Source organism: Candidatus Omnitrophota bacterium (assembly GCA_014728045.1).
In the GTDB taxonomy this organism is placed as follows: domain Bacteria; phylum Omnitrophota; class Gorgyraeia; order Tantalellales; family Tantalellaceae; genus WJMH01.
On record WJMH01000012.1, the window covers coordinates 248,545 to 269,763 of the forward strand.

At 49.3% G+C, this 21,219-nt stretch carries 21 protein-coding genes; all 21 read left to right on the top strand.

Going from position 1 to position 21,219, the window contains the following annotated elements; translation table 11 throughout:
* Positions 1-2: 2 nt before the first annotated feature.
* The 21 genes from GF409_04950 to GF409_05050 all read left to right on the top strand — a co-directional run bounded on the left by GF409_04950 (position 3) and on the right by GF409_05050 (position 21,201).
* Entirely contained in the window at positions 3-752 is a 750-nt protein-coding gene (locus GF409_04950) for an MBL fold metallo-hydrolase (protein MBD3426558.1), read from the top strand.
* Positions 749-2,722, top strand: coding sequence for a hypothetical protein (locus GF409_04955; GenBank protein ID MBD3426559.1), 1,974 nt, complete (start codon positions 749-751; stop codon positions 2,720-2,722). The genes GF409_04950 and GF409_04955 overlap by 4 nt, the downstream gene beginning before the upstream one ends.
* Positions 2,719-3,756, top strand: a complete 1,038-nt coding sequence (locus tag GF409_04960; GenBank protein MBD3426560.1) for a radical SAM protein — start codon at positions 2,719-2,721, stop codon at positions 3,754-3,756. Before GF409_04955 ends, GF409_04960 begins: the two co-directional genes overlap by 4 nt.
* Positions 3,753-5,270 carry a radical SAM protein gene (locus GF409_04965; protein MBD3426561.1) on the top strand — a complete coding sequence of 506 codons (1,518 nt, stop codon included), beginning with the start codon at positions 3,753-3,755 and terminating at the stop codon, positions 5,268-5,270. The genes GF409_04960 and GF409_04965 overlap by 4 nt, the downstream gene beginning before the upstream one ends.
* A gap of 14 nt (positions 5,271-5,284) precedes the next feature.
* Positions 5,285-6,019 (top strand): cytidylyltransferase, encoded by a 735-nt coding sequence (locus tag GF409_04970; GenBank protein MBD3426562.1) that lies wholly within the window; start codon positions 5,285-5,287, stop codon positions 6,017-6,019.
* Positions 5,965-6,756 (top strand): SDR family oxidoreductase, encoded by a 792-nt coding sequence (locus GF409_04975; protein ID MBD3426563.1) that lies wholly within the window; start codon positions 5,965-5,967, stop codon positions 6,754-6,756. The genes GF409_04970 and GF409_04975 overlap by 55 nt, the downstream gene beginning before the upstream one ends.
* Before the next feature lie 32 nt (positions 6,757-6,788).
* On the top strand, positions 6,789-7,679 hold the full coding sequence (locus tag GF409_04980) for a hypothetical protein (protein MBD3426564.1): 891 nt from the start codon (positions 6,789-6,791) through the stop codon (positions 7,677-7,679).
* 16 nt (positions 7,680-7,695) lie between these two features.
* A complete protein-coding gene (locus GF409_04985) occupies positions 7,696-9,465 on the top strand; it encodes a hypothetical protein (GenBank protein ID MBD3426565.1) in 1,770 nt (589 codons plus the stop codon).
* A gap of 1 nt (position 9,466) precedes the next feature.
* Positions 9,467-10,387, top strand: coding sequence for a hydroxyacid dehydrogenase (locus tag GF409_04990; GenBank protein MBD3426566.1), 921 nt, complete (start codon positions 9,467-9,469; stop codon positions 10,385-10,387).
* Positions 10,388-10,400: 13 nt separating this feature from the next.
* The gene (locus GF409_04995) at positions 10,401-11,075 is read left to right on the top strand and encodes an HAD hydrolase-like protein (protein ID MBD3426567.1); all 675 of its coding nucleotides are present in this window, start codon (positions 10,401-10,403) and stop codon (positions 11,073-11,075) included.
* A 47-nt stretch (positions 11,076-11,122) separates the two neighbouring features.
* Positions 11,123-12,031, top strand: a complete 909-nt coding sequence (locus tag GF409_05000) for an NAD-dependent epimerase/dehydratase family protein (protein ID MBD3426568.1) — start codon at positions 11,123-11,125, stop codon at positions 12,029-12,031.
* Positions 12,032-12,107: 76 nt separating this feature from the next.
* Positions 12,108-12,995 (top strand): dTDP-4-dehydrorhamnose reductase, encoded by an 888-nt coding sequence (gene rfbD / locus GF409_05005; GenBank protein MBD3426569.1) that lies wholly within the window; start codon positions 12,108-12,110, stop codon positions 12,993-12,995.
* 28 nt (positions 12,996-13,023) lie between these two features.
* A complete protein-coding gene (locus tag GF409_05010) occupies positions 13,024-13,914 on the top strand; it encodes a glycosyltransferase (GenBank protein MBD3426570.1) in 891 nt (296 codons plus the stop codon).
* A gap of 45 nt (positions 13,915-13,959) precedes the next feature.
* Positions 13,960-14,670 (top strand): NTP transferase domain-containing protein, encoded by a 711-nt coding sequence (locus GF409_05015; GenBank protein ID MBD3426571.1) that lies wholly within the window; start codon positions 13,960-13,962, stop codon positions 14,668-14,670.
* Positions 14,671-14,692: 22 nt separating this feature from the next.
* A complete protein-coding gene (gene rfbD / locus GF409_05020) occupies positions 14,693-15,574 on the top strand; it encodes a dTDP-4-dehydrorhamnose reductase (GenBank protein MBD3426572.1) in 882 nt (293 codons plus the stop codon).
* A 24-nt stretch (positions 15,575-15,598) separates the two neighbouring features.
* Positions 15,599-16,564, top strand: coding sequence for an NAD-dependent epimerase/dehydratase family protein (locus GF409_05025; protein MBD3426573.1), 966 nt, complete (start codon positions 15,599-15,601; stop codon positions 16,562-16,564).
* A complete protein-coding gene (locus GF409_05030; protein MBD3426574.1) occupies positions 16,515-17,537 on the top strand; it encodes a glycosyltransferase in 1,023 nt (340 codons plus the stop codon). Before GF409_05025 ends, GF409_05030 begins: the two co-directional genes overlap by 50 nt.
* A gap of 152 nt (positions 17,538-17,689) precedes the next feature.
* A complete protein-coding gene (locus GF409_05035) occupies positions 17,690-18,679 on the top strand; it encodes a hypothetical protein (GenBank protein ID MBD3426575.1) in 990 nt (329 codons plus the stop codon).
* On the top strand, positions 18,679-19,248 hold the full coding sequence (locus GF409_05040; protein MBD3426576.1) for an N-acetyltransferase: 570 nt from the start codon (positions 18,679-18,681) through the stop codon (positions 19,246-19,248). The genes GF409_05035 and GF409_05040 overlap by 1 nt, the downstream gene beginning before the upstream one ends.
* A gap of 23 nt (positions 19,249-19,271) precedes the next feature.
* On the top strand, positions 19,272-20,048 hold the full coding sequence (locus GF409_05045) for a WecB/TagA/CpsF family glycosyltransferase (GenBank protein MBD3426577.1): 777 nt from the start codon (positions 19,272-19,274) through the stop codon (positions 20,046-20,048).
* Positions 20,002-21,201, top strand: a complete 1,200-nt coding sequence (locus tag GF409_05050; protein MBD3426578.1) for a hypothetical protein — start codon at positions 20,002-20,004, stop codon at positions 21,199-21,201. The genes GF409_05045 and GF409_05050 overlap by 47 nt, the downstream gene beginning before the upstream one ends.
* Positions 21,202-21,219 lie beyond the last annotated feature (18 nt).

A 21,219-nucleotide genomic window follows, 5' to 3' on the forward strand; every position in this document is an offset into this window, starting at 1 on the left:
CGATAAGGATCACTTTCTTGGGGACTAATGGCTGGTATACGGACAGGAACGGGAACACTACATGTATTTTCATCGAAACCGATTCATGTTATATCGTTCTGGACGCAGGTAACGGTCTTCACAAAATAGATGAGTACGTAAAGGAACAGGATAAGCCGATTTATCTGTTTTTGAGCCACTTCCACCTGGACCATATAAGCGGGTTGCATGTACTCGGTAAGTTCGATTTTGAACAGGGTATGACCATATGTTGTCCCGAAGGGGGTTCTGAGGTACTGGGTAATATAATCCGGCAGCCGTATACGATGCCTTTCGAACAGCTTCCCTTAAGGGTGGATATCAGGGAAATGGAAGAAGGTTCCCAGGAAGGATTTCCTTTTGGTCTTGTTTCGAGGGAGCTGATGCATTCCTCGAAATGTTTCGGGTACAGATTCGTGATCGATTCCAAGGTGGTGAGTTACTGCACCGATACCGGATACTGTGATCCGGCCGTGGATATCTCAAGAGGGGCGGATCTTCTGATAACCGAATGCTCCCTGAAACCGGGGCAGAGAACCGAAAGCTGGCCGCATCTTAACCCTGAGGACGCGGCGGGTCTGGCAAAAGAGGTTAACGCCGGGGAACTGATAATGATACATTTTGATGCTGCTATATACTGTACGATGAAGGACAGGAAGGACGCGGAGGCCGCGGCAAAGAAGATATTCGCCAAAACCACTGCGGCAAGGGACGGTTTGGTGGTTGAGATATGAGTGAAAAGAAAATAGAAACTTTGGTATTTTTGGAGTTCGTGGACGAGGCTGATGCTTTTCTAAGGTCGTATGCAGATGATCTGAAAGACGGTCAGCACAAGTTCACGATCATAACTTTCCATCCTCTGGTCAAAGCCCATCTGATGAGCCGGGGGATTGCTTCTATGGACAGTTTTCATTTTTCGCCCACGGCATCACACAGGAGGATGCTGGACCGGCTCGAGGAGTTCACCGCTGATCTCAGAAAAGACTGCCGGCTGGAGGACGAAAGAGGCGTGAGCTGTTATACCGAAGAGCTCCTTTTCAGCTTGCGTCCTATTTTATCAACCTGGATGTACCGGGTGGAGGTTATCGGTAATGCCGTGGAGAGGTATCGCCCGGGGAGGGTAATGGCGGCAGAGACCGGTAGCTTCAGAGCGGCCCAGAGCCTGTGGACAGAACCTGTGGAAAGGTATCTGGCTGATATCACTCGACAGGTTTGCGACAGTGGAACGACCCGGTGCGAGAATTTTAAATGTTCGATTCCCTTTTCAACCGTTTTCAGCGGGGTAAAGAAAAAACTGGACTGTTCCGTGAAGGGATTGATATCACAGATTTTGGGTTCTGTCGTAAAACCAGCCCCCAGGAACGTCTTGGCGCTTTCTGACACATACAACATCAAGCGGCTTTTCCGGGAGTTGTGGCAGGACCTTGGCGATGAATATGAGCTTTCCTTCCTGGGAGCCTCGTTAAAGGAAGTTAAAAGTGACCTGGCCGGTTTCTTAGGCGGTAAGGGCAACCAGAACTACAGATATCTTTTTGTTAATGCCGATAAAAGGGTTCGCCCAGGCAAACTGTTCCTGAAGGGAAAGATTGAATATCGTAATAAGCTGAACACCCTGATCGACAACTGGACCTACCGCGGGGTAGGGTGTTCTTCCTGGCTGAGGGCTAAATATGCTCTTGGACTGGAGGGACAGATCATTGATAAGACCTATTGTCGCTCTGTGAATCTGGATGCTTTTTTGAAAAAGCATCCTCCCGAGTTCGTTCTTTCACCGTATTCGCGGGGAATATCAGCCGTTGCCGGCGAGCTTTGCAAGAAGAGAAGCATCCCGTCGCTGATGATACCTCACGGTTCGTTTTCAGAGGTGCATGACGATTATTCGAAAAAGGATTGGGAGGAGAACGCGTTGGGGATAGTGAACACTTCATACGAATATCTGTCGCTACAGACGCCGTTGATCGAAAAGTTTCTCAAGGATGTGCCGTCCCAGAGCAAACCAGTAGTAACCGGCCCTCTTATATTCGCACACGGTATATCCCGCGGGGATGAGTCAGGAAGGCTACGGGAGCAATACGCCCCGGAGGGTGAGAAGATCATACTCCATGCGGGTACACCTAAAAGCAGGAAAGGGCAGCGTCTGTTCAATTATGAGACCGTCGATGAATACGTCGACGGTATCGCCTCGCTTATAAGGGCCGTAGATAAGGTGAAAGGACTTCATCTGATCGTAAGATACCGTGTCATGGACGGGCTGAAAGAAGAAGACCTTAGCCGTATCCTTCCGGATTCGGGATCATATTCCATTGCTACCGGAGGAAGTTTTAACGATTATCTTTCGATCAGTGACCTTCTTGCGAGTTATTCCTCTTCGACTATTGAGGAAGCTTTGCAGAACGATATTCCCGTTCTGCTATATAATAAATATGGGCGTTATCAGTATATAAAAGGCGTTAAACTGTCATCCGGAGCCGGGGATTTGACGCAGGCGGCCGTTTATAACGTCGATGACGAAAAGGACCTTCTCTTTGCCATACGCTGGATCCTGGACAACCATCTGCTTGACCGGAGGTCGTTCAAGGACCTTTTTAAGAAATTCAAGTACGGTGATGGAGATATTACGAAGGTCTCAGATCTCATAAGAAAAGTCTCGGGGAAGTTCCCCGAGGGCGATATTGTTCCAAATACGAAAAAGGTTTGGTTATGAGCGAGTCAGACAAAATCCAGAAAATATCCGTGCGGGACGTGAAAATAAGGGCCAATTCCAATTTTCACCTGATCGGGGGCAAGAATATCCTAGATTCAGAAGATCCCAGGTTCAGAAAATACCGTCATGAATGGGTAAATAATCCCGGACAATTCAAAGTGCGTGACTTCCCATTACATGTTGATATCGAGGTCACAAATCTTTGTAACTTGAGATGCCCTTACTGCGCGGCCACGCATGATGGTTGGGGCAAGAACGCCAAAGGCAAGTTGGGATTCGAGGTCTTCAGAAAGATCATTGACGAAGGCGAGAAAAATGACCTGTACTCGGTTAAATTCAGCCTGAGGGGAGAACCTCTTCTACATGAAGACCTGCCCCGCATGGTGGAATATTCAGGGTCCAAAGGGATAATCGATATGTATTTCAATACTAATGGAGTGCTTCTGGATGAAGGCATGAGCAGACGGCTGATAGATGCGGGGCTGAACCGCATATCCATTTCATGTGACGGATGGGACAAGGAAAGTTTCGAAGGGAACAGGGTCGGAGCGCAATTCGAGCAGGTTCTCTCGAATATCCGCGGACTCAGGAAGCTCAGGGATAAGCTCGGGGTGGACTATCCCAAGATCAGGATCCAGCCCGTGATGTTCCCCGAGATAAAAGAGCACTGGGACGAATACCTCAAACTCTGGCAGCCACTGGCCGACGAGATAGGTTACGTTGATCCAAGGGAAGAAGGCCCGGGGGTCGATCACAGGGGGATAAAGGGTGGCTGGGCATGTCCCTTCCTCTGGCAGAGGATGATCGTCCTGTGGGACGGGACTATTCTGCCCTGCCTGTTGCATGGCGTCGGGGACCTTTCGCTGATGCAGATGGGGAATATACAGGACACCACCATAAAAGAACAGTGGTTGAGCGATAAGCTTTCATTTTTAAGGAATAAACATATGTCCGGGGAATCACACCTGATAGAGGCGTGTGACAGATGTTCCTATCGGGCTTCTGAAATCAGAAAAAGCGGCGGCGTGATATGAGCATGGCGAAAAATATACAGGGTTTCAAGGTGCTTTTGGTATATCCGAATCTCCAGATGGTGAACCTCTTGCCGTCCAATATAGCTGTACTCGCGGCATTCCTTAAAAACAGAGGTGTGGAAGTAAAGGTGTTCGATACGACTTTTTACCGTACTGCCGAGAAAAGCGTGGACGAGATAAGGGTGGAACACATGCAGCTGAGGCCTTTTAACCTGAAAGAAAAAGGCATTGAATACAAGACCACGGATGTTTTCGAGGATTTCAGCAAAACGGTCGATGAATTTATGCCCGATGTGATAGCGGTTTCCGCAACGGATGACACCATAGAACTGGGCATTGGACTTGTTTCAAAAGTGCGGGGAAAGCATGAGGATATCCATGTGACGGTCGGGGGAGTCCATGCGACCTTTTGCCCTGAAGGGGTAATAAACGACAGTACTGTCGATTCAGTATGCATAGGAGAAGGGGAAGAGGCCCTTGTGGAGCTGTGCGAGAAACTTGCCGGAGGTGATGATATAAAGGATATAAGGAATCTATGGGTCAAAGATAGCGGGAAAATCCATAAAAACGGGCTCAGGCCCCCGCTGGACATCAATGAGCTTCCGTACGAGGATTTCGACGTGTTCGAGAAAAAAAGACTGTTCAGGCCCATGCAGGGCAAGATATTCAGCATGCTGCCCATCTGTGTCGACAGAGGATGTCCTTATGAGTGTTCGTTCTGCGCTGCTCCGAGCCAGCGGAAGCTTTACATGGATTCGTGCAGGAAGACGTATTTTAGGGTGAAGACCATTCCGAGGATAATGGGTGAACTGATGCATCAGGTGAAAAAGTACAGCGCCGACTATATTTATTTCAACAGTGAGACCTTCTTTGCCAGGGGAGCGGGTGAAATGAAGGATTTTGCCAGGGAATACTCCAGAAAGATAGGTCTTCCGTTCTGGTGCCAGACGCGTATCGAGACCATAACAGATGAGAAGATCAGTATGCTGAAGGACATGAACTGTGACAGGATTTCCATCGGGATAGAACACGGTAACGAAAATTTCCGAAGGAGAATACTTAAAAAGACTTTTTCTAACGAGCAGGTAACTGAAGCGTTCGAACTTCTGGGAAAGAGCGGCATACCCGTGACGGTGAATAACATAATAGGGTTTCCCGACGAGACGCGCGATCTTGCCTTTGATACCATTCGTCTGAACAGGTCTATCAATGCTGATAGTATAAACGCGTATTTTTTCGTGCCCTACAGCGGGACGCCCCTGAGGCAGTACTGCATCGACAGAAAATACCTTGACCCCGCCGCAAGGACCGACAGTCTCATGAGAAGCTCCATACTGGACATGCCCGGTTTTACGAGGGAACAGATAAAGGGAATGGTAAGGACCTTTCCGCTCTATGTCAAGATGCCGGAATCATATTTTGACAGTATCAGGATCGCGGAGAAAATGGATGAAGAAGGCAACGCTATATTTGAACAGCTCAGGGATATATATTTCAAGGAATATTTCAAATAAGAGAGGTATAAAAAATGATTGCAGCGTTCATTATGGGCAGGAAAAAAAGCAAAGGCTTCCCCGGGAAGAACCTGACCGAAGTGCTCGGCAAACCGCTGGCCTTTTATCCCATGTCGGCGGCGAAAAGATGCCAACAGATCGACAGGGTGTTCCTTTCAACGGACGATGAGGGGCTCATGCAGCTCGGGCGCCAGAACGGCGTGGAGATCATCGTGAGGCCCCCTGAACTGTGCACCGACGGAGCTCTCGGAGAGGATGTCTACGTTCATGCCTATGAGCATGTGAAACAGCGTTACGAGAACGAGCCTCTGGAACTCGTGGTTCTTTTGATGTGCAATGCTGCTACGGTAACGCCATCGGTTATATCCGAGGGTATCAGTGTGCTGAGGGAGAACCCTGAGTATGATTCGGCTGTTACCGTCTCCAGGTACAACATGTGGAGCCCATTAAGGGCAAGGAGGATAGATGAGAAAGGTCTGCTAAAACCATTTGTGCCTTTCGAAGTCTTTGGCGACCCTGGGTCGCTGAACTGTGACAGGGATTCCCAGGGGGATGTGTGGTTCGCCGATATGGGGGTTTCGGTCATAAGGCCGAAATGCCTTGATTGTCTCGAAAAGGGACTTCTTCCCCAGAAATGGATGGGTAAAAACATATACCCACTTAAACAGTGGGGAGGCCTGGATGTGGATTATGAATGGCAGATGCCCCAGGTCGAATACTGGCTGAAAAAACAGGGAGTTGCAGAATGAGCGGAAAAAAAACGAGGAAAAAAGTACTTGTTACCGGTGCCGGCAGCGGACTGGGCAAAGAGATAGCCTTGTATTTCGCTGAAAAGGGATGGGATATTGTTTGTCATTTCAATTCATCCGCACGCGGTGCCCGGGAACTTGAGGGAATGATACGGGATACCGGCGCGGAGTGCCGCCTTGTAAAAGGGGACTTTTGTTCCCCGGATGAGCTTGACGCGTTTATCCGAGAAGCAAACAAAATGAACATAGACAGCCTGGTGAACAATGCCGGTACCTACAACGCGGCGAAGCATTACAGCCATTTGACCATGGATGATGTAGTGGCGACTTTCAGGGTAAATACCTATGCGCCCTTGCTGTTGTCCGCCCGGCTTTTCGAGGGGATGAAAAAGAGAAGGTTCGGAAGGATAGTAAGTATAAGTTCTATCGCAGCCAAGTACGGCGGATCGAGCAAGTCTATGCATTACGGATGTTCGAAAAGAGCCCTGGAGGGTATAACCAGGACACTGGCCCGTGACGGGGCAGGTTCCAACGTCCTGGTCAACACGCTCAGGGCCGGGGTCATCGACACTCCGTTCCACAAGAAGTACCCCAAGGACATGAAGAAAAGGATATCCATGATACCGGTAAAAAGGATGGGAACGCCACGTGATATAGCAAAGTTAGCTTTTTTTCTGGGGAGCGATGAGAATGAATATGTTACTAACGAGGTGGTGACCGTGGCCGGGGGAGAGTGAATCCTTCAGTTTTAACACGGCAGGGAGCAGATATGATAAAAATGAAGAACGTTATAAAAGGGGTATTGCCGGATCGCTTATATGACGGCGTAAAAAAAGGAAAGAATTCCTTGACGCAGGAACTTGCTGTGCGGTCGCTCAGATGCGCTATCGAGGAGCAGGGATTGTCCGATCTTGCGAAAAGGCTCAAGAGCATAGAGCCCGATCTCCGGGAACAATACAGCAATTTTGAGGTGAAAGGCGAATACCTGAACACGAAAGTGAGAGGCGTGCATGCTTTTCAGATGTCCCTGGTCGCCGAATCGCTCGGAATGCTGAAGGACGTGGACAACAAAGAGCTCACTGTAGTTGATATCGGCGATTCGGCGGGCACGCATATACGCTACGCTTCGGAACTGTTCAAGGAAAGGAATATACGAAGCCTGAGCGTTAATCTGGACAGCGAAGCGGTCAAAAGGATAAGGGAAAAAGGGCTTGTGGCTTTGTGCGCGAGCGCCGAGGACGTTACCAGGCAGATCTCGGGGGATGTGGATGTTTTTCTGTGTTTCGAGACCCTTGAACACCTGTTCAATCCGGTGAAGTTCCTTCATGACATCTCGGCTAATACCGGATGCAGGTCTCTGGTGGTCACTGTCCCTTACTTGAGAAACAGCAGGGTCGGTCTGCATCAGGTTAGAAGGTCCCTCACGGACCCTTTCAACGCGGAGAATACCCATTTGTTTGAACTTTCCCCCGAAAGCTGGCGGCTTCTTTTTCTTTTTTCGGGATGGAAGGTCGTATCGGAAAAGGTCTACTGGCAGTATCCCAAGAAACACTGGCTCAGGCTTACCCGACCATACTGGCGAAAGAACGATTTCGAGGGATTTTACGGTGCGGTTCTGGCAAGGGATTACAAGTGGAGCAAGTTGTATACGGACTGGTGAATATAATATTTTAAAAATGTTGAATATCATAAGTTCTAGACAAATATCCGGATCGAGAAGACCGTCTTGCGATAGGTGGCTCTATATAGGCGGCCATAGAGGGCTTGACCGGGCACTAGGGACGCTTGAGCAGGACCGGAGGATATATATCGCAAAGGATATAGAAGAGGTCACCGACAGCGTGAGAGAAATTTTTGTCGATTATATCGGCAGACTCTCCCGCCAGCAGGATGATGCCGTCCTTTGGTATTCCAGCAGGATGGCTTCAAGGTCCATAAGCCAGAGCAGGATGTTCCAGCGGTATGTCTACTGCAAGGTCCTGGAAAGAATATCCCGCAGATATGAAACAGAAAACCTTCTTTTCGTCACCGATGACGTGGACCTTTTATATGTTGCATGCAGCAAATTTTCACAAGGGATGGGTTTCCGCGAAAGGGCGTCACTGTTGCTTAAACATCTTGGCGAGAGAATGACGGGAGCTTACTGGATCGCGAAATATCTTATCTTCTGGGTGTTGTTCAGGTTCTTTAGGAAGAAGGAACTCGAACAGTTTGATGTGTTCATCCATTCCTGGGTCAACGCGAACACTTTCAGGAAACTCCCTGAATTCAACGATCCTCATCTAGGAGATCTAGACGCGTCTATTCAGGATAAAGGGGGCACAGTTGGTCGTTTGCTTCCTTTAATGGTCCCGGTAAATATCCTTTTTAAGCTCAACAGGCATTATTCCAATATAATATGCCCTTTCGGTTATCTGCCGTTCAGGGGACTCTTAAGCACGCTGGCAAGAGAATTCGATTTGGAGATGGACGATGGGAGATACGGGGCGGAGGAGGATATTTCTCTGCTCAGACTGCTTTCCCGCATGGAAAAAGATACCGAGAACAGGACAAAGGTCTATCTGTACTATCTTTTACTGTATGGTTCTTACCAGGAGATCCAGCCTGTTCTGGCAGAAAAGGTCACCTTCATATATCCCTTTGAAAATCAGCCTTGGGAAAAGATGTTGAATCTGGCGTTCAGCGATCATGGACGGATAGGATACCAGCATTCCACGATTCCTTATAATTTCCTTGATTACAGGACATCCCGTTACGAGGCCCCAGACAGGTTCCTGCCTCAGGTGGTCCTCTCTAACGGAAAGAAATGGACCCGGTTCTTGGAGCAGAACAATCCCGGCATGAAGGTCAGGGAGGCTGGTGCCATAAGGTATTCATATCTTTTCGAGGATGATATCGAACAGGAGGTGGCCGTATCCGAAAAAGTGGTGTCGGTGGTCCTTCCAATAGATCCGCAAGTAGCCGTCTCCTTGCAGAAACAGGTCCTCAGATGTCTGGAAAACGGTCTTTTGGATGAGTACAGGGTTAAGATCAAACCTCATCCATTTCTGATGAAGTCCGCTTCTCTGAGTCGTGAACTTGGCGGATACGATAACTGCGAATTCGTTAGTGAGGACCTGAAAAGCATGTTGAAGACAAGTGAAGTGCTCGTTACTTCGGGTTCCACCGCCGTGTTTGAAGGTGTTTTTACCGGCGTGAAGACGTTGTATCTGGTCCCAGAAGCGTTTTCATGGGGATATGAACATTTTATTAAAGACCATGTTGTGAAAAGTTATGAAGAAGATTTTCCCGGGAAACTGAAGAGCATCCTGGCTGATTCCGGAGGTCCCCAAGTTGATATCAGGGAGTTTTTTTCGCCGCCGGACCATGGTATTTTTCTGGAATACGTTTTTGCGAATGGCCGGGGACGGGACGTTTGTGCCGGAACGAAAAAGGACGGGTGTTGATATGCGGAAAAAAGTACTGATTAGCACTAGCACTTTCGCGGAATTCGACCGCACTCCTCTTGAGCTGCTCGAGAGGGAGCGGTTTTCTTACGTGCTTAATCCGCACAGGCGCAAGCTTACCGGAACTGAGGTGGTTGACCTGGGCAGGGACGCCGTAGGCATTGTCGCGGGCACGGAGAAACTCACCGGGGAGGTTTTTGAGCAGCTTCCGAGTCTCGAGGTGGTCTCCCGATGTGGTACGGGAATGGATAATGTCGACATGGAATCTGCACGGAAAAGAAATATAAGGATCTACAATACTCCCGACGGGCCCACTCGCGCTGTCGCTGAACTTACGGTTGCCGTTATTCTGGACCTTCTTAGGAAGGTCAGTTTCATGGACAGGCGGTTAAGGCAGGGCGAGTGGAAAAAGATGATGGGCAGCCTTCTTTTTGGGAAAAAGATAGGTATTATCGGTTTCGGACGTATAGGGCAGGCGGTCAGTGAACTGCTATCGGCTTTCGGGACGGAGCTGGCCTATTGCGATGTTGTTTCAAGGTCCTGCAGGATCGATTGCGGGAAAAAGAGCCTTGAGCAGATGCTCAAGTGGGCTGATCTTGTTACCCTGCATCTTGCGCCACCGCCGGGGGCGGATGCAATAATAACATCCAGAGAGATATCGTTGATGAAAAAAGGCGCATGGTTGGTCAATTTCTCCAGAGGAGGAGCAGTCGATGAAAAAGCCCTTTACGAGGCTTTGAAGGAAGGGGATCTCGCCGGCGCGGCACTGGATGTTTTCCAGAACGAGCCTTACCGGGGCCCGCTTGCGAGTCTCGATAATGTCGTGCTTACTCCGCATGCGGGCTCTTATGCCAGAGAAGCCCGGGTAAGAATGGAAATCCAGGCAGTAGAGAACCTTCTAGCCGGATTCAAGGAAAAATGATGAGGAAAAGGATATGATAAAGAGCATTATCTTCGATTTCGACGGAGTGATACTGGAATCGGCGGGAATAAAGACGGAAGCTTTCAAGGAGATATTCGCGGATGTTTTCATCGGACAGCCGGAGAAACTTCAGAGGGTAATGGATTATCATATTCGCAACGCGGGGATTTCCCGCTTTGTGAAGTTCCGTTACGCTTATGAACAGTTGTTACATGAACAATTGTCAAAAGATAAGGAGACCGAGCTGGGCGAGAAGTTCGCCAGGGTGGTATACGATAAGGTGATAGCGGCACCCTTTGTGCCGGGAGCCAGGAAGTTCCTTGAACGCAACAGGGATAGTTACCTGTTCTTCATAGCATCGGGAACTCCTGAACAGGAGCTTTCCAGGATTATCAAGGCGAGGCATCTCGGGAGCTTTTTTAAAGAAGTGCACGGAAGCCCCAAAGAAAAAAAAGACATCATAACCGATGTGATGGAACGCCACGGCTTTTCAAGGGATGAAGTGGCGTATGTGGGCGATGCCGAGAGCGACCGGCTGGCGGCAGAGAGTTCACGGGTCATTTTCATAGAACGCAGCCCCGGATCTAAGGCCGTGTTTTCCTCCGGGGAGAACATTATCGGCGATCTTGCGGATCTGGATTCGGCAATAGAGTATATAAACAGGTCAATTTCGAAAACTCACATCTGAGCCGGAGCTTTTTACGGCCGGCTCTTGATAAGAGAGAGGTGATGGATATGAAGATAGTTGTTTTCGGTGGTTCGGGTTTTTTGGGAAGCCATGTGGCGGATGCTCTGAGCGAGGCGGGGCATGATGTTGTGATTTATGATCTGTACGGATCGAAGTCCCTTAAACCTTCGCAGAAGATGGTTGTAGGAGATATCCTCGATGATGTTCTTGTCAAAAGGGCCATAAAGGGAGCGGATGTCGTGTATAATTTCGCGGGAATAGCTGACATCGCGAAGGCGAAGGACGACCCCGTGGGCACGGTCAAGCAGAACATCCTGGGGAACATAGTACTGCTTGAAGCTTCCAGAAAGGAAAACATCAAGCGTTTTGTCTATGCGAGCACCATATACGTTTACAGCGACTCGGGCTCTTTCTACAGATGCAGCAAGCATGCCTGCGAGTCCTATATCCAGACTTATCAGCGGCAGTACGGACTGGATTATACGATACTCAGGTACGGCACGTTATACGGATGCCGTTCTGACATTACCAACAGTGTCCATAAATACATAAAGCAGGCCATGACGACCGGTAAGATCACCTATCCAGGCGACGGAAATGAGATAAGGGAATACATTAACGTACTTGACGCGGCCCAGGCCAGTGTGGAGATACTCTCCGAAGAGTTCAGAAACGAGCAGCTTATTTTCACGGGACATCATCCGATGAAGGTAAGCGATTTGTTCGTGATGATCGGGGAAATACTTAAGAAGGATATCGAGGTGGAATATGTGAAACCGGAATCTTCCGAGGCCATGGACCATTATACTCTGACCCCTTATACTTTTATCCCCAAGATGGGCAAAAAATACGTAAAACATTATTACACTGATATGGGCCAGGGTCTGCTTATGTGCATACAGGAGCAGTTCGAAAATATCAATGGTAATAAGGTCGAGACACTTAATAGGGGATAGTTGAAGACCGCCAGCGCGCATGGATTAAAAAACTGAATACATTCGATGCGCTGATAAAGCAAAAGGAGAAACTAAAATGAAGATACTTGTGACAGGCGCTGCCGGAATGCTCGGAGCGGAAATAGTCAAAGACCTGATAAAAAAAGGTCATGATGTGGTTCAGACGGATATAAACCAGCGGCTTCCCGATATAAATGCACTTAACGTAACAGACCCCGGGGGGGTATCGCGTTTCGTCGGGGAGAGTTCCCCCGATTATGTTTTCCATCTTGCCGCAGAGACGAATGTGGATCTGTGTGAGCAGGATCCTGAACATGCTTACCGGGTCAATGCCGCCGGGACGGAGAATATAGTCCGCGCCTGCAGTGAGAACGGGGCAAAACTCCTGTACATAAGTACCGGCTCCGTGTTCAACGGGCAAAAGGATGCCCCTTATACGGAGACGGATGAACCGGACCCCTTGAGCATTTACGGCAAAAGTAAATACGAAGGGGAAAAGGCCGTGAAAGACAACCTGAAGGAGTATTTCATAATTCGCGCCGGATGGATGGTAGGCGGCTGGGAACTGGACAAAAAGTTCGTTTACAAATTAGTCCGGCAGATCAAGGAGGGAAAGAAGGAACTCCGGGTCGTGTCGGATAAGTTCGGGTGTCCCACATTCACGAAGGATTTCGCCGCCAATCTGATGCAGGTAATAGACGCGGGAGAATATGGGCTTTACCATATGACGAACAAAGGTTCATGCTCCAGATATCAGATGGCGATAAAACTGGTCGAATTCATGGGTAAAGCCGGCAAGATCAGGGTAAGTCCCATCTCTTCTAGTGAGTTCCCCCTGCCAGCCCCCAGGCCCAGATCGGCCGTGATGCAGAACCGTAAGCTCGACATGATGGGACTTAATGGAATGCCCGAATGGGAGGCATCCCTGGAAGAGTATATACGAAAGAACAGGGACAAGGAATAGCCGGTAACGGAGAACTTATAAGCGGGGAATGACCGAGAAGATGAAAAAAGTAAGCGTTATAATACCTGCATATAACAAAGCCGACCTGACGGTGAGAACCGTGGAAAGCGTTCTTGCCCAGACATACGTCAACATCGAGATAATAGTCGTTGACGATGGTTCAACGGACGATACGAAAGACAGGCTCAGCCCCTATCTTGGAAGGATAAGATACGAATATAAGGATAACGGCGGCGCTTGCAGTGCCAGGAATCTGGGCATCAGCCTGGCCGAAGGCGAGTACGTGGGACTGCTTGATTGTGATGATCTGTATCTTCCGGATAAGATCGAAAGGTCGGTGATGAGCCTCGAAGAGGATCCAGGGGCAGGTTTTGTTCATACTTCGTCGTTATTCATAGATGATGACGACAATACGGTGGGAAGATTTTCCGTAAAGGGAAGAAAAGAAGGATGGATAACAAAAGACCTTATTTTAAGGAATTTTATCTGTAATTCCACAGTCGTGGCCAGGAGGATATGTTTTGACGAGGTAGGTCTTTTCGATGAAACTATATTTATCCCGGCCGACTGGGATATGTGGCTTCGGCTTTCGGAACGATACAGGGCAAAATACATAGATGAACCTCTGACTAAGCACAGGAACCCCGAAAGTTATACCAGAAAGAATCTGGATGAATCGTTAAGTTCGGGCATTACGGTGCTGAAAAAGGCCTTTGAGCGCAATCCGCATCTTAAAGATCTAAGGCCCAAGGCGTATTCTGCGCTTCATTACAGGCAAGCCAGGTATTACGGCAGGATTGGAGATGACTCGGGAATGGAGGAGCAGATCCTTCTGGCATTGAAGCAGGACAGGTATAATTTTAAGGCCGTTTGCATGTATCTGGCGCTTAAGTGCGTAAAAGGGATCATTAAACCATGATCGGGAAAGGCCGCTTTTAGGGGGTTGCCGGTCAGAAGGAAGAACATGAAAGCGATCATTTTAGCAGGAGGAAAAGGAAAACGGCTGGCACCTTTTACAGTGACCGTCCCGAAACCCTTGTTGCCTCTGGGGGATAAGTCCATCCTGGAGATAATTATCGGCCAGCTTAATGAGGCAGAGATAACGGACATCAAGCTAGCTGTTGGTTATTCAGCCGAGTTGATAGAGGCGTATTTCGGTAATGGCAGGAAGTTCGGTGTCCCGATATCGTATTTACGCGAGGACAGCCCGCTGGGCACGGCGGGGCCCATCTGGAAGATGAGAAAGGAAAAGGAAGATTTCATAGTGATGAACGGTGATGTCCTGGCCAGTGTGGACTTCGGAGACCTTATGCGGTCGCACAAGCGTTCCAAGGCGGTCGCGACCATATGCGCGTACTTAAAGAGAACAAAGTCCAGCCTCGGCGTCATCGAATCCGACGAAAAAGGATTTCTCATGGATTACCATGAAAAACCGGAGTTGAGCCATAAGGTAAGCACCGGCATCTACTGTTTGAACCCTAAAGCCGCCAGATATATCAAAAAGGGCGAGCGGGTGGACCTACCTGAGCTAATGTTGCGTCTGGTCGCGGCGGGAGAAAAAGTAAAGGTATATGACCTGAAGGGCCGCTGGTTCGATATTGGCACTCCCAGTGATTACAGGGACGCCGTCGAGTACTGGGAAAAGCGGAACAAGAGAAAGAAAAGGAAAAAATGATCTTGTTATATAGGGGTGTAGAATGAAAATCCTTTTAACCGGGGCCTCGGGTATGCTGGCCGCGGCGGTCATACCCGTTCTCGAGAGGGCCGGACACAGGGTGGTCAAGACAGACAGGTATCCGAGACTTCCGGGCACTTCAGAAATGGATATTACTGATCTGGAAGGGGTCTGCCGGAACATAGAAAGAGAAAGCCCCGGTTATGTTTTCCATCTGGCCGCCGAGACCGATGTAGACCTTTGTGAAAAAGATCCCGACCATGCCTTTGAAGTGAATGCTCGTGGCACGGAGAACGTCGCCAGAGCGGCTCGGGAGGCCGGAGCAAAGTTCCTTTATGTCAGTACCGGATCGGTCTTTAACGGGGAAAAGGATGAACCCTACACGGAACTTGACCGGCCTGACCCGGTCAGCATTTATGGTCGCAGCAAGCTCGAGGGTGAATCCATAGTGCAGGGTCTTTTTAGCGAATATTTCATCCTGAGGACAGCCTGGCTGATAGGAGGATGGCAGATAGATAAGAAATTCGTTTATAAAATAGTGCAGAAGATACTAAAAGGGGAAAAACACCTGGTGGCGGTTTCCGACAGGTTCGGCAGCCCGACCTTTACCAGGGATTTCGCGGGGAATCTTTTGAACGTCATAGATACCGGTAAATACGGTATTTATCATATGACGAACAGGGGCTCCTGTTCCAGGTACGAAATGGCGACCAGGATCGTGGAGTACATGGGTCGAAAGAACGAGGTTGAAGTCAAGCCCGTGCCTTTCGAGGACTTTCCTCATCTTGCTCCAAGAGGACGTTCCCAGGTGCTGGCCAACCATATGCTCGATAAACTCGGTCTCAACAACATGCCGTACTGGTATAGGTCATTGGAGATATACATTAGTGAAAATATCAAATAACCCAATACACGATAGAGAGGTTTTGTGAATAGACGGACACTTGCCATAATTACCGGATGCAACGGATTTACCGGGAGATATCTAGTCTCCTGCCTGCGGGAGAGCAGGGGATCTTTCGATATTCTCGGTATGGATATCCATGACGACCCTTTATGGGATGTGGACATATACGTTAAATCCTCCCTGGAGAGGCAGTTCACCGATACGATCAGAACGGATCTGGAGAACGCCGAAAAAATATTGTGTTTTCATCTGGCGGGCCAGATATTCAATCAGGATGTCGACCGGATGAGGATCAATAATCTGACCGCTACCAGGAACACGCTGCTTTCACTGGTCCCTTACAGGGAAAAGACCGTTGTGCTGAACGTCGGCTCTTCTGCAGAGTACGGTTACCAGGGAAAGGTAAAGATCACCGAGGATTGCACGCCCGAACCCGTCTCCCGGTACGGATCCTGCAAACTTCTTCAGACCCAGCTTGCCCGGGATACAGGCCACTCCTGCGGTCTATCCGTGATAGCGACGCGCACGTTCAACCTTATAGGTCCCGGCCAGACCGATCGCCTGTTCTGCGGGAACCTTGCCAGACAGATCGCCGCATACAAAGCCCGGGAAAAAGACCGTATAACCGTGGGAGACCTTTCCGCGTACAGGGATTTTCTGGACGTAAGGGACGCGGTGCGCGCTTACCTCATTCTTGTGCGCCGGGGGCGCGCGGGGCAAATGTATAACATAGCATCGGGCCGTATGGTGAAGACGGCAGAGGTTTTAGCAATGATGATCGATATGGCTGGAATAAACCCTGGGGTGGTGCACCAGGACAAAGCCCCCGGGAAGCAGCAGGTGCCTTACCAGCAGGGCTGCATAGAAAAAATACGCAAAGAAACGGGATGGGCCGCTTCATACCAGCTAGAGAGAAGTCTGATGGACATGATAGAACATGAGAGACGGTCGTTCACCGACGCATCAAAGGAGAGGGAAGGGGCTTGAGTTGAAAGTATTGCACGTAACGAACATGTATCCCACTCGCGAAAAACCCTACTACGGTATTTTCGTCAAGAGGCAGGTGGACTCACTTCTCAGGCGCGGCATGGATTGCAGGGTCCGATTCATCGGCCGGGGACTGGCGCAGAACCTTAAGAGCGTTATCCGGCTGGGGGAGGACGTGGAGTGGTCCGATATCGTCCATTGTCATTTCGGCCATACCGGCTCGCTGGTCCTTCCCTGGAAGATAGTAAAGAAAAGGCCGCTGGTCGTTTCTTTCTGCGGCGGAGACCTTCTCGGCAACGTGGGGAAGAACGGAAGATATATGGCAAAAGAGTCCGTGTTGGCACTGGTTAATTCTCTGGCGTCGAGATTTTTCGATTATTCTCTTGTCCAGTCGGCTCAACTGATGGAGCGAGTCCGGTCACGAAATAAAAAGATCGCAAGATATGGCACGGACACCGACCAGTTCCGGGAAATCAACCGGGAGGAGTCGAAAAAAGCCGTGGGTCTGGGGGGATACGAAGGTAAGATAATATTCTTCATGGGGCAGAAAGATGTGCCGGTAAAGAATTATCCGCTTTTCCGTGAAGCCATGGGACGGCTCAGGACCGAACATAAATGCCTTTGTCTGGGGAATATCTCTTCGGGTAATATGGTGGAGATGATGAACGCCGCCGATGTCTGCGTGCTGACTTCATTCCATGAGGGATCCCCTAACGTGATACGCGAAGCCATGGCATGTAACAGGCCTATAGTATCCGTAGATGTGGGGGATACCAGGGAAATGCTCGAACCGGTAGAGGGATGTTTCGTGACGAGCCATGATCCCGGGCAGATAGCTTCAGCTGTCAGTAAAGCGCTGGAGCACCCTAAGACTGAGGCGAGAGAGAGACTTATCGAGATGGGTCTGGACACCGAAGGCGCCGCCAGTAATATCATGGCGGTCTACAATGATATATTAAGCGGCTCGGTCTGATCAGAGTTGTTCTCAAGGCGCTAAAAAGAGCGCCCCGGGTAAATAATCCAAGTATTTTCTTAGTAAGTTGCGCTTAAATGTGTATAATAAGGACCGATCGGCCGTATCCAGGTCACTGGTTCTGTGGATAGTGAGGTAAGAAGGAGGTTCAATTGACGAAAGTGGGAGTGATAGGCGCCGGGTACTGGGGCAAGAACCTGGTCAGGAATTTTTACCAGCTGGGGGCCCTCAAGGTGATCTGCGATAAGGATGCCCGGCTGCTTGATAACCATAAAGAACAATATCCCGAGGCGCTTTACACGCAGGATCACCGGGAACTGCTCGCTGATGATGAGATACAGGGCGTTGTTATAGCCGCTCCCGCGGCATTCCATCATGATCTGGCAAAGGAGGCCCTCCAGAGCGGTAAACATGTCTTTGTCGAGAAACCGCTTTCCCTTGATGTGGAAAAAGGAAAAGAGCTTGTTGACCTTGCGGATGGGGAAAAGAGGATCCTCATGGTGGGGCACATACTCAGGTATCATAACGCCGTTATCAGGCTCAAAGAGCTTATTGACGAAGGCGTTCTGGGGAATATAAGGTACATTTATTCCAACAGGCTTAACATAGGCAAGATAAGGACAGAGGAGAACATTCTGTGGAGTTTCGCCCCGCATGATATATCCGTGATCCTCATGCTTCTCGATGCTTTTCCGGAATCTCTTACTACTACCGGCGGTATTTATCTCCAGCATAATATAGCCGATGTTACCATGACGAACATGAGTTTCCCGGAAGGTGTAAGGGCCCATATTTTCGTTTCATGGCTGCACCCTTTCAAAGAGCAGAAACTCGTGGTCGTAGGTGACAGAAAAATGGCCGTTTTTGACGACATGACCCCGGAGAAACTGTTCCTCTACAGCCATAAGATAGAGTGGAACGGCACCGTTCCTGTAGCTTCAAAAGCCGAGAAAGAACCGGTGCCGCTTGAAATGACCGAACCTCTCAAGGCGGAATGTCAGCATTTTCTGGACTGTATCGAAAGCGGTAAAAACCCGGTCACCGATGGCAGGGAAGGCCTGAGGGTCCTGAGGATACTCCAGGCTTCCCAGGAAGCTTTGGATTCACCGGGTAAGGTAGTTTATTTCAAGGGAGGGTTCTGATGGGGTATACTGTGCATGAATCATCTTTCGTGGATCCCGGAGTCACTATAGGGGACGGGACAAAGATATGGCATTTCTGTCATGTTATCAAGGGCTCAAGGATCGGTAAGAACTGCAGGATAGGGCAGAACGTCGTTATCGGTCCTGACGCTGTCCTGGGGAATAACTGCAAGATACAGAACAATGTTTCGGTGTATGCTGGAGTAACCCTTGAAGACGATGTGTTCTGCGGGCCTTCGATGGTCTTTACCAATGTTTTTAATCCGCGGAGCGCGATCCCGCGGATGAAAGAAATTAAAAAGACCCTGGTAAAAAAGGGGGCGACCATAGGGGCCAACGCGACCGTGGTATGCGGTAATACCATCGGAAGATCCGCTTTTGTCGCCGCCGGTGCGGTCGTCACCAAAGATGTTCCGGATAATGCCCTTGTTATGGGAAATCCCGCCAGGCAGACCGGTTGGATGTGTGATTGCGGTGTCAAGCTTGATTTTGAGACGGACAGTGCGTTATGCACCGGCTGCGGGGCTGCGTACGAAAAAGCGGGTGGAAAAGTTCTGAGGAAGTCATGAGTAAAAGCGAAAGAATAATTCTTTTGGGCTGCCCCATAGATAACCTCTCCGTAGAGGAGATGACCGAAGTGGCTGACGGTTTCATTAAAAGTGGCCGGCCACATCAGTATATCGCGATAAATGCCGACAAGATCGTGAAGATGAGGGAAGACGATTCTTTCCGGGAAATAGTTCTCGCAAGTGATCTTAACATAGTTGACGGCCAGCCGCTGATGTGGGTATCCAGGCTTTTCGGAACTCCGGTGAAACAGCGTTACGGCGGACTTGACATAATGGAGGCCTTGATCTCGGTATCGGGTAAAAAGGGTTACGGTATTTATTTCCTCGGGGCGGGGCAGGATGTGGTCGAAAAGGTCCGGGAAAGCTATACTAAGAAGTATCCCGACATGAAGCTGGCCGGGTGGCGTAACGGTTACTGGACCCCGGAGGAAGAGGAGAGTGTGGTGCGTGATATAGCCTCATCAGGGACAGATGTTCTCTTTTTCGCGATGAGTTCGCCCCGGAAGGAGAAATTCCTGAAAAAGCATCTGGAGAACATGCGCGTTCCACTGGTGGTCGGAGTGGGCGGTGCTTTTGATATCATAGCGGGTAAAACGCGCAGGGCGCCTCAGTGGATGCAGAAAATGGGCATAGAATGGCTCTACCGTCTCCTCCAGGAGCCGAGACGCCTCTGGAAGAGATACCTTATAGGCAATACCAAGTTTATATGGATAGTAATAAAAGAGTTTTTTACAAGGAAAGGTACCAAGAGCAATGAGAGAGACACTGGCTCGTATAAGGAAAAAGTTAATACCGGCTGATTACCCGTACAGGTATCTGATACCCGCCGGCATTGTTTATTTTCTTTTCCTGTGCGCGGTTCATTACGCCTCGGGAAGGCCGCTCTGGCTTGATGAGCGTTCGATACTGGAGAATATCACGCTTTTGAGCCCGCTTGAACTTCTGGGGCCGCTCAGGCACTCGCAGGCGTTCCCGCACCTCTATCTTTTTATAGTCCAGACCGTTTCGAAGGCTTTTGAATACAACGTGTACGCGCTGCGTCTTGTTCCTTTCGTACTGATGGCACTGGCTTTTTTCACGTGGCTCCGGCTTTTCAGGAAGGAAGAAGGGACGAATCTTAACTATATGCTCTTCATATTAGCCTGGTGCGGTTCGAATCTCATGTCATATTATTCGGCCGAGCTCAAGCAGTATTCAGGCGATGTTCTGATAGCGGCTCTTTTCGCCATATTCATAATCGATCAGAGGAGCGACCTCAAGCACGAGAATTTCCGTCCCGCTACGGCGGTCAAATATCTGTTTATGCCCGCACTGGTACTTTTATCTTATACCGCGAACTTTTTCGTTCTTATTCCCTTATACAATCTCCTGCTTAACCTGCGGGAGAACAGGAAGACCTGGCCGTACTTGCTTATTTATACTTTTTCCGTGGGTGTCTTCGCAGGACTTTCATATTATTATGACGCAAGATATGCAAGGGTCGTTGAGGATTTTCCGGTATACTGGAACGACTATTTCATCCTGACCAGCTCCTTTTCGGATTTCATCCAGTCCTTCAGTGAAGGTTTCCGCAACATATTCGTCAGGTGGTTCGTTGAAACAAGCCTGATAAGACGCATAATGACCGTTTTTATGCCTTTTGCCGTGTATTTTGTGTTCGTACGCGGATTTAAGCGTTTCCGCGAGGACCGGTTCAAACTGCTTTCATTGAGAAGCATAATAGCCGCCGTCCTCATAGGCATGATGATAGCAGGCATCACAAAATGCTATCCCTTTACAGGAACAAGAGTTACGCTGTTCATAGCACCTTTCATATTCTATTCCATCATCAAGGGTATAGAGCTGTGCAGGGGAAGGTACAGATGGTTATATAAGGGGCTCTTGACATTATACGTCGCCACGCTAGTCTCCACTTCTATTTATATATTGATAAAATACGTTGCGCTTTACTGAGCCCGGGATATGTATTGA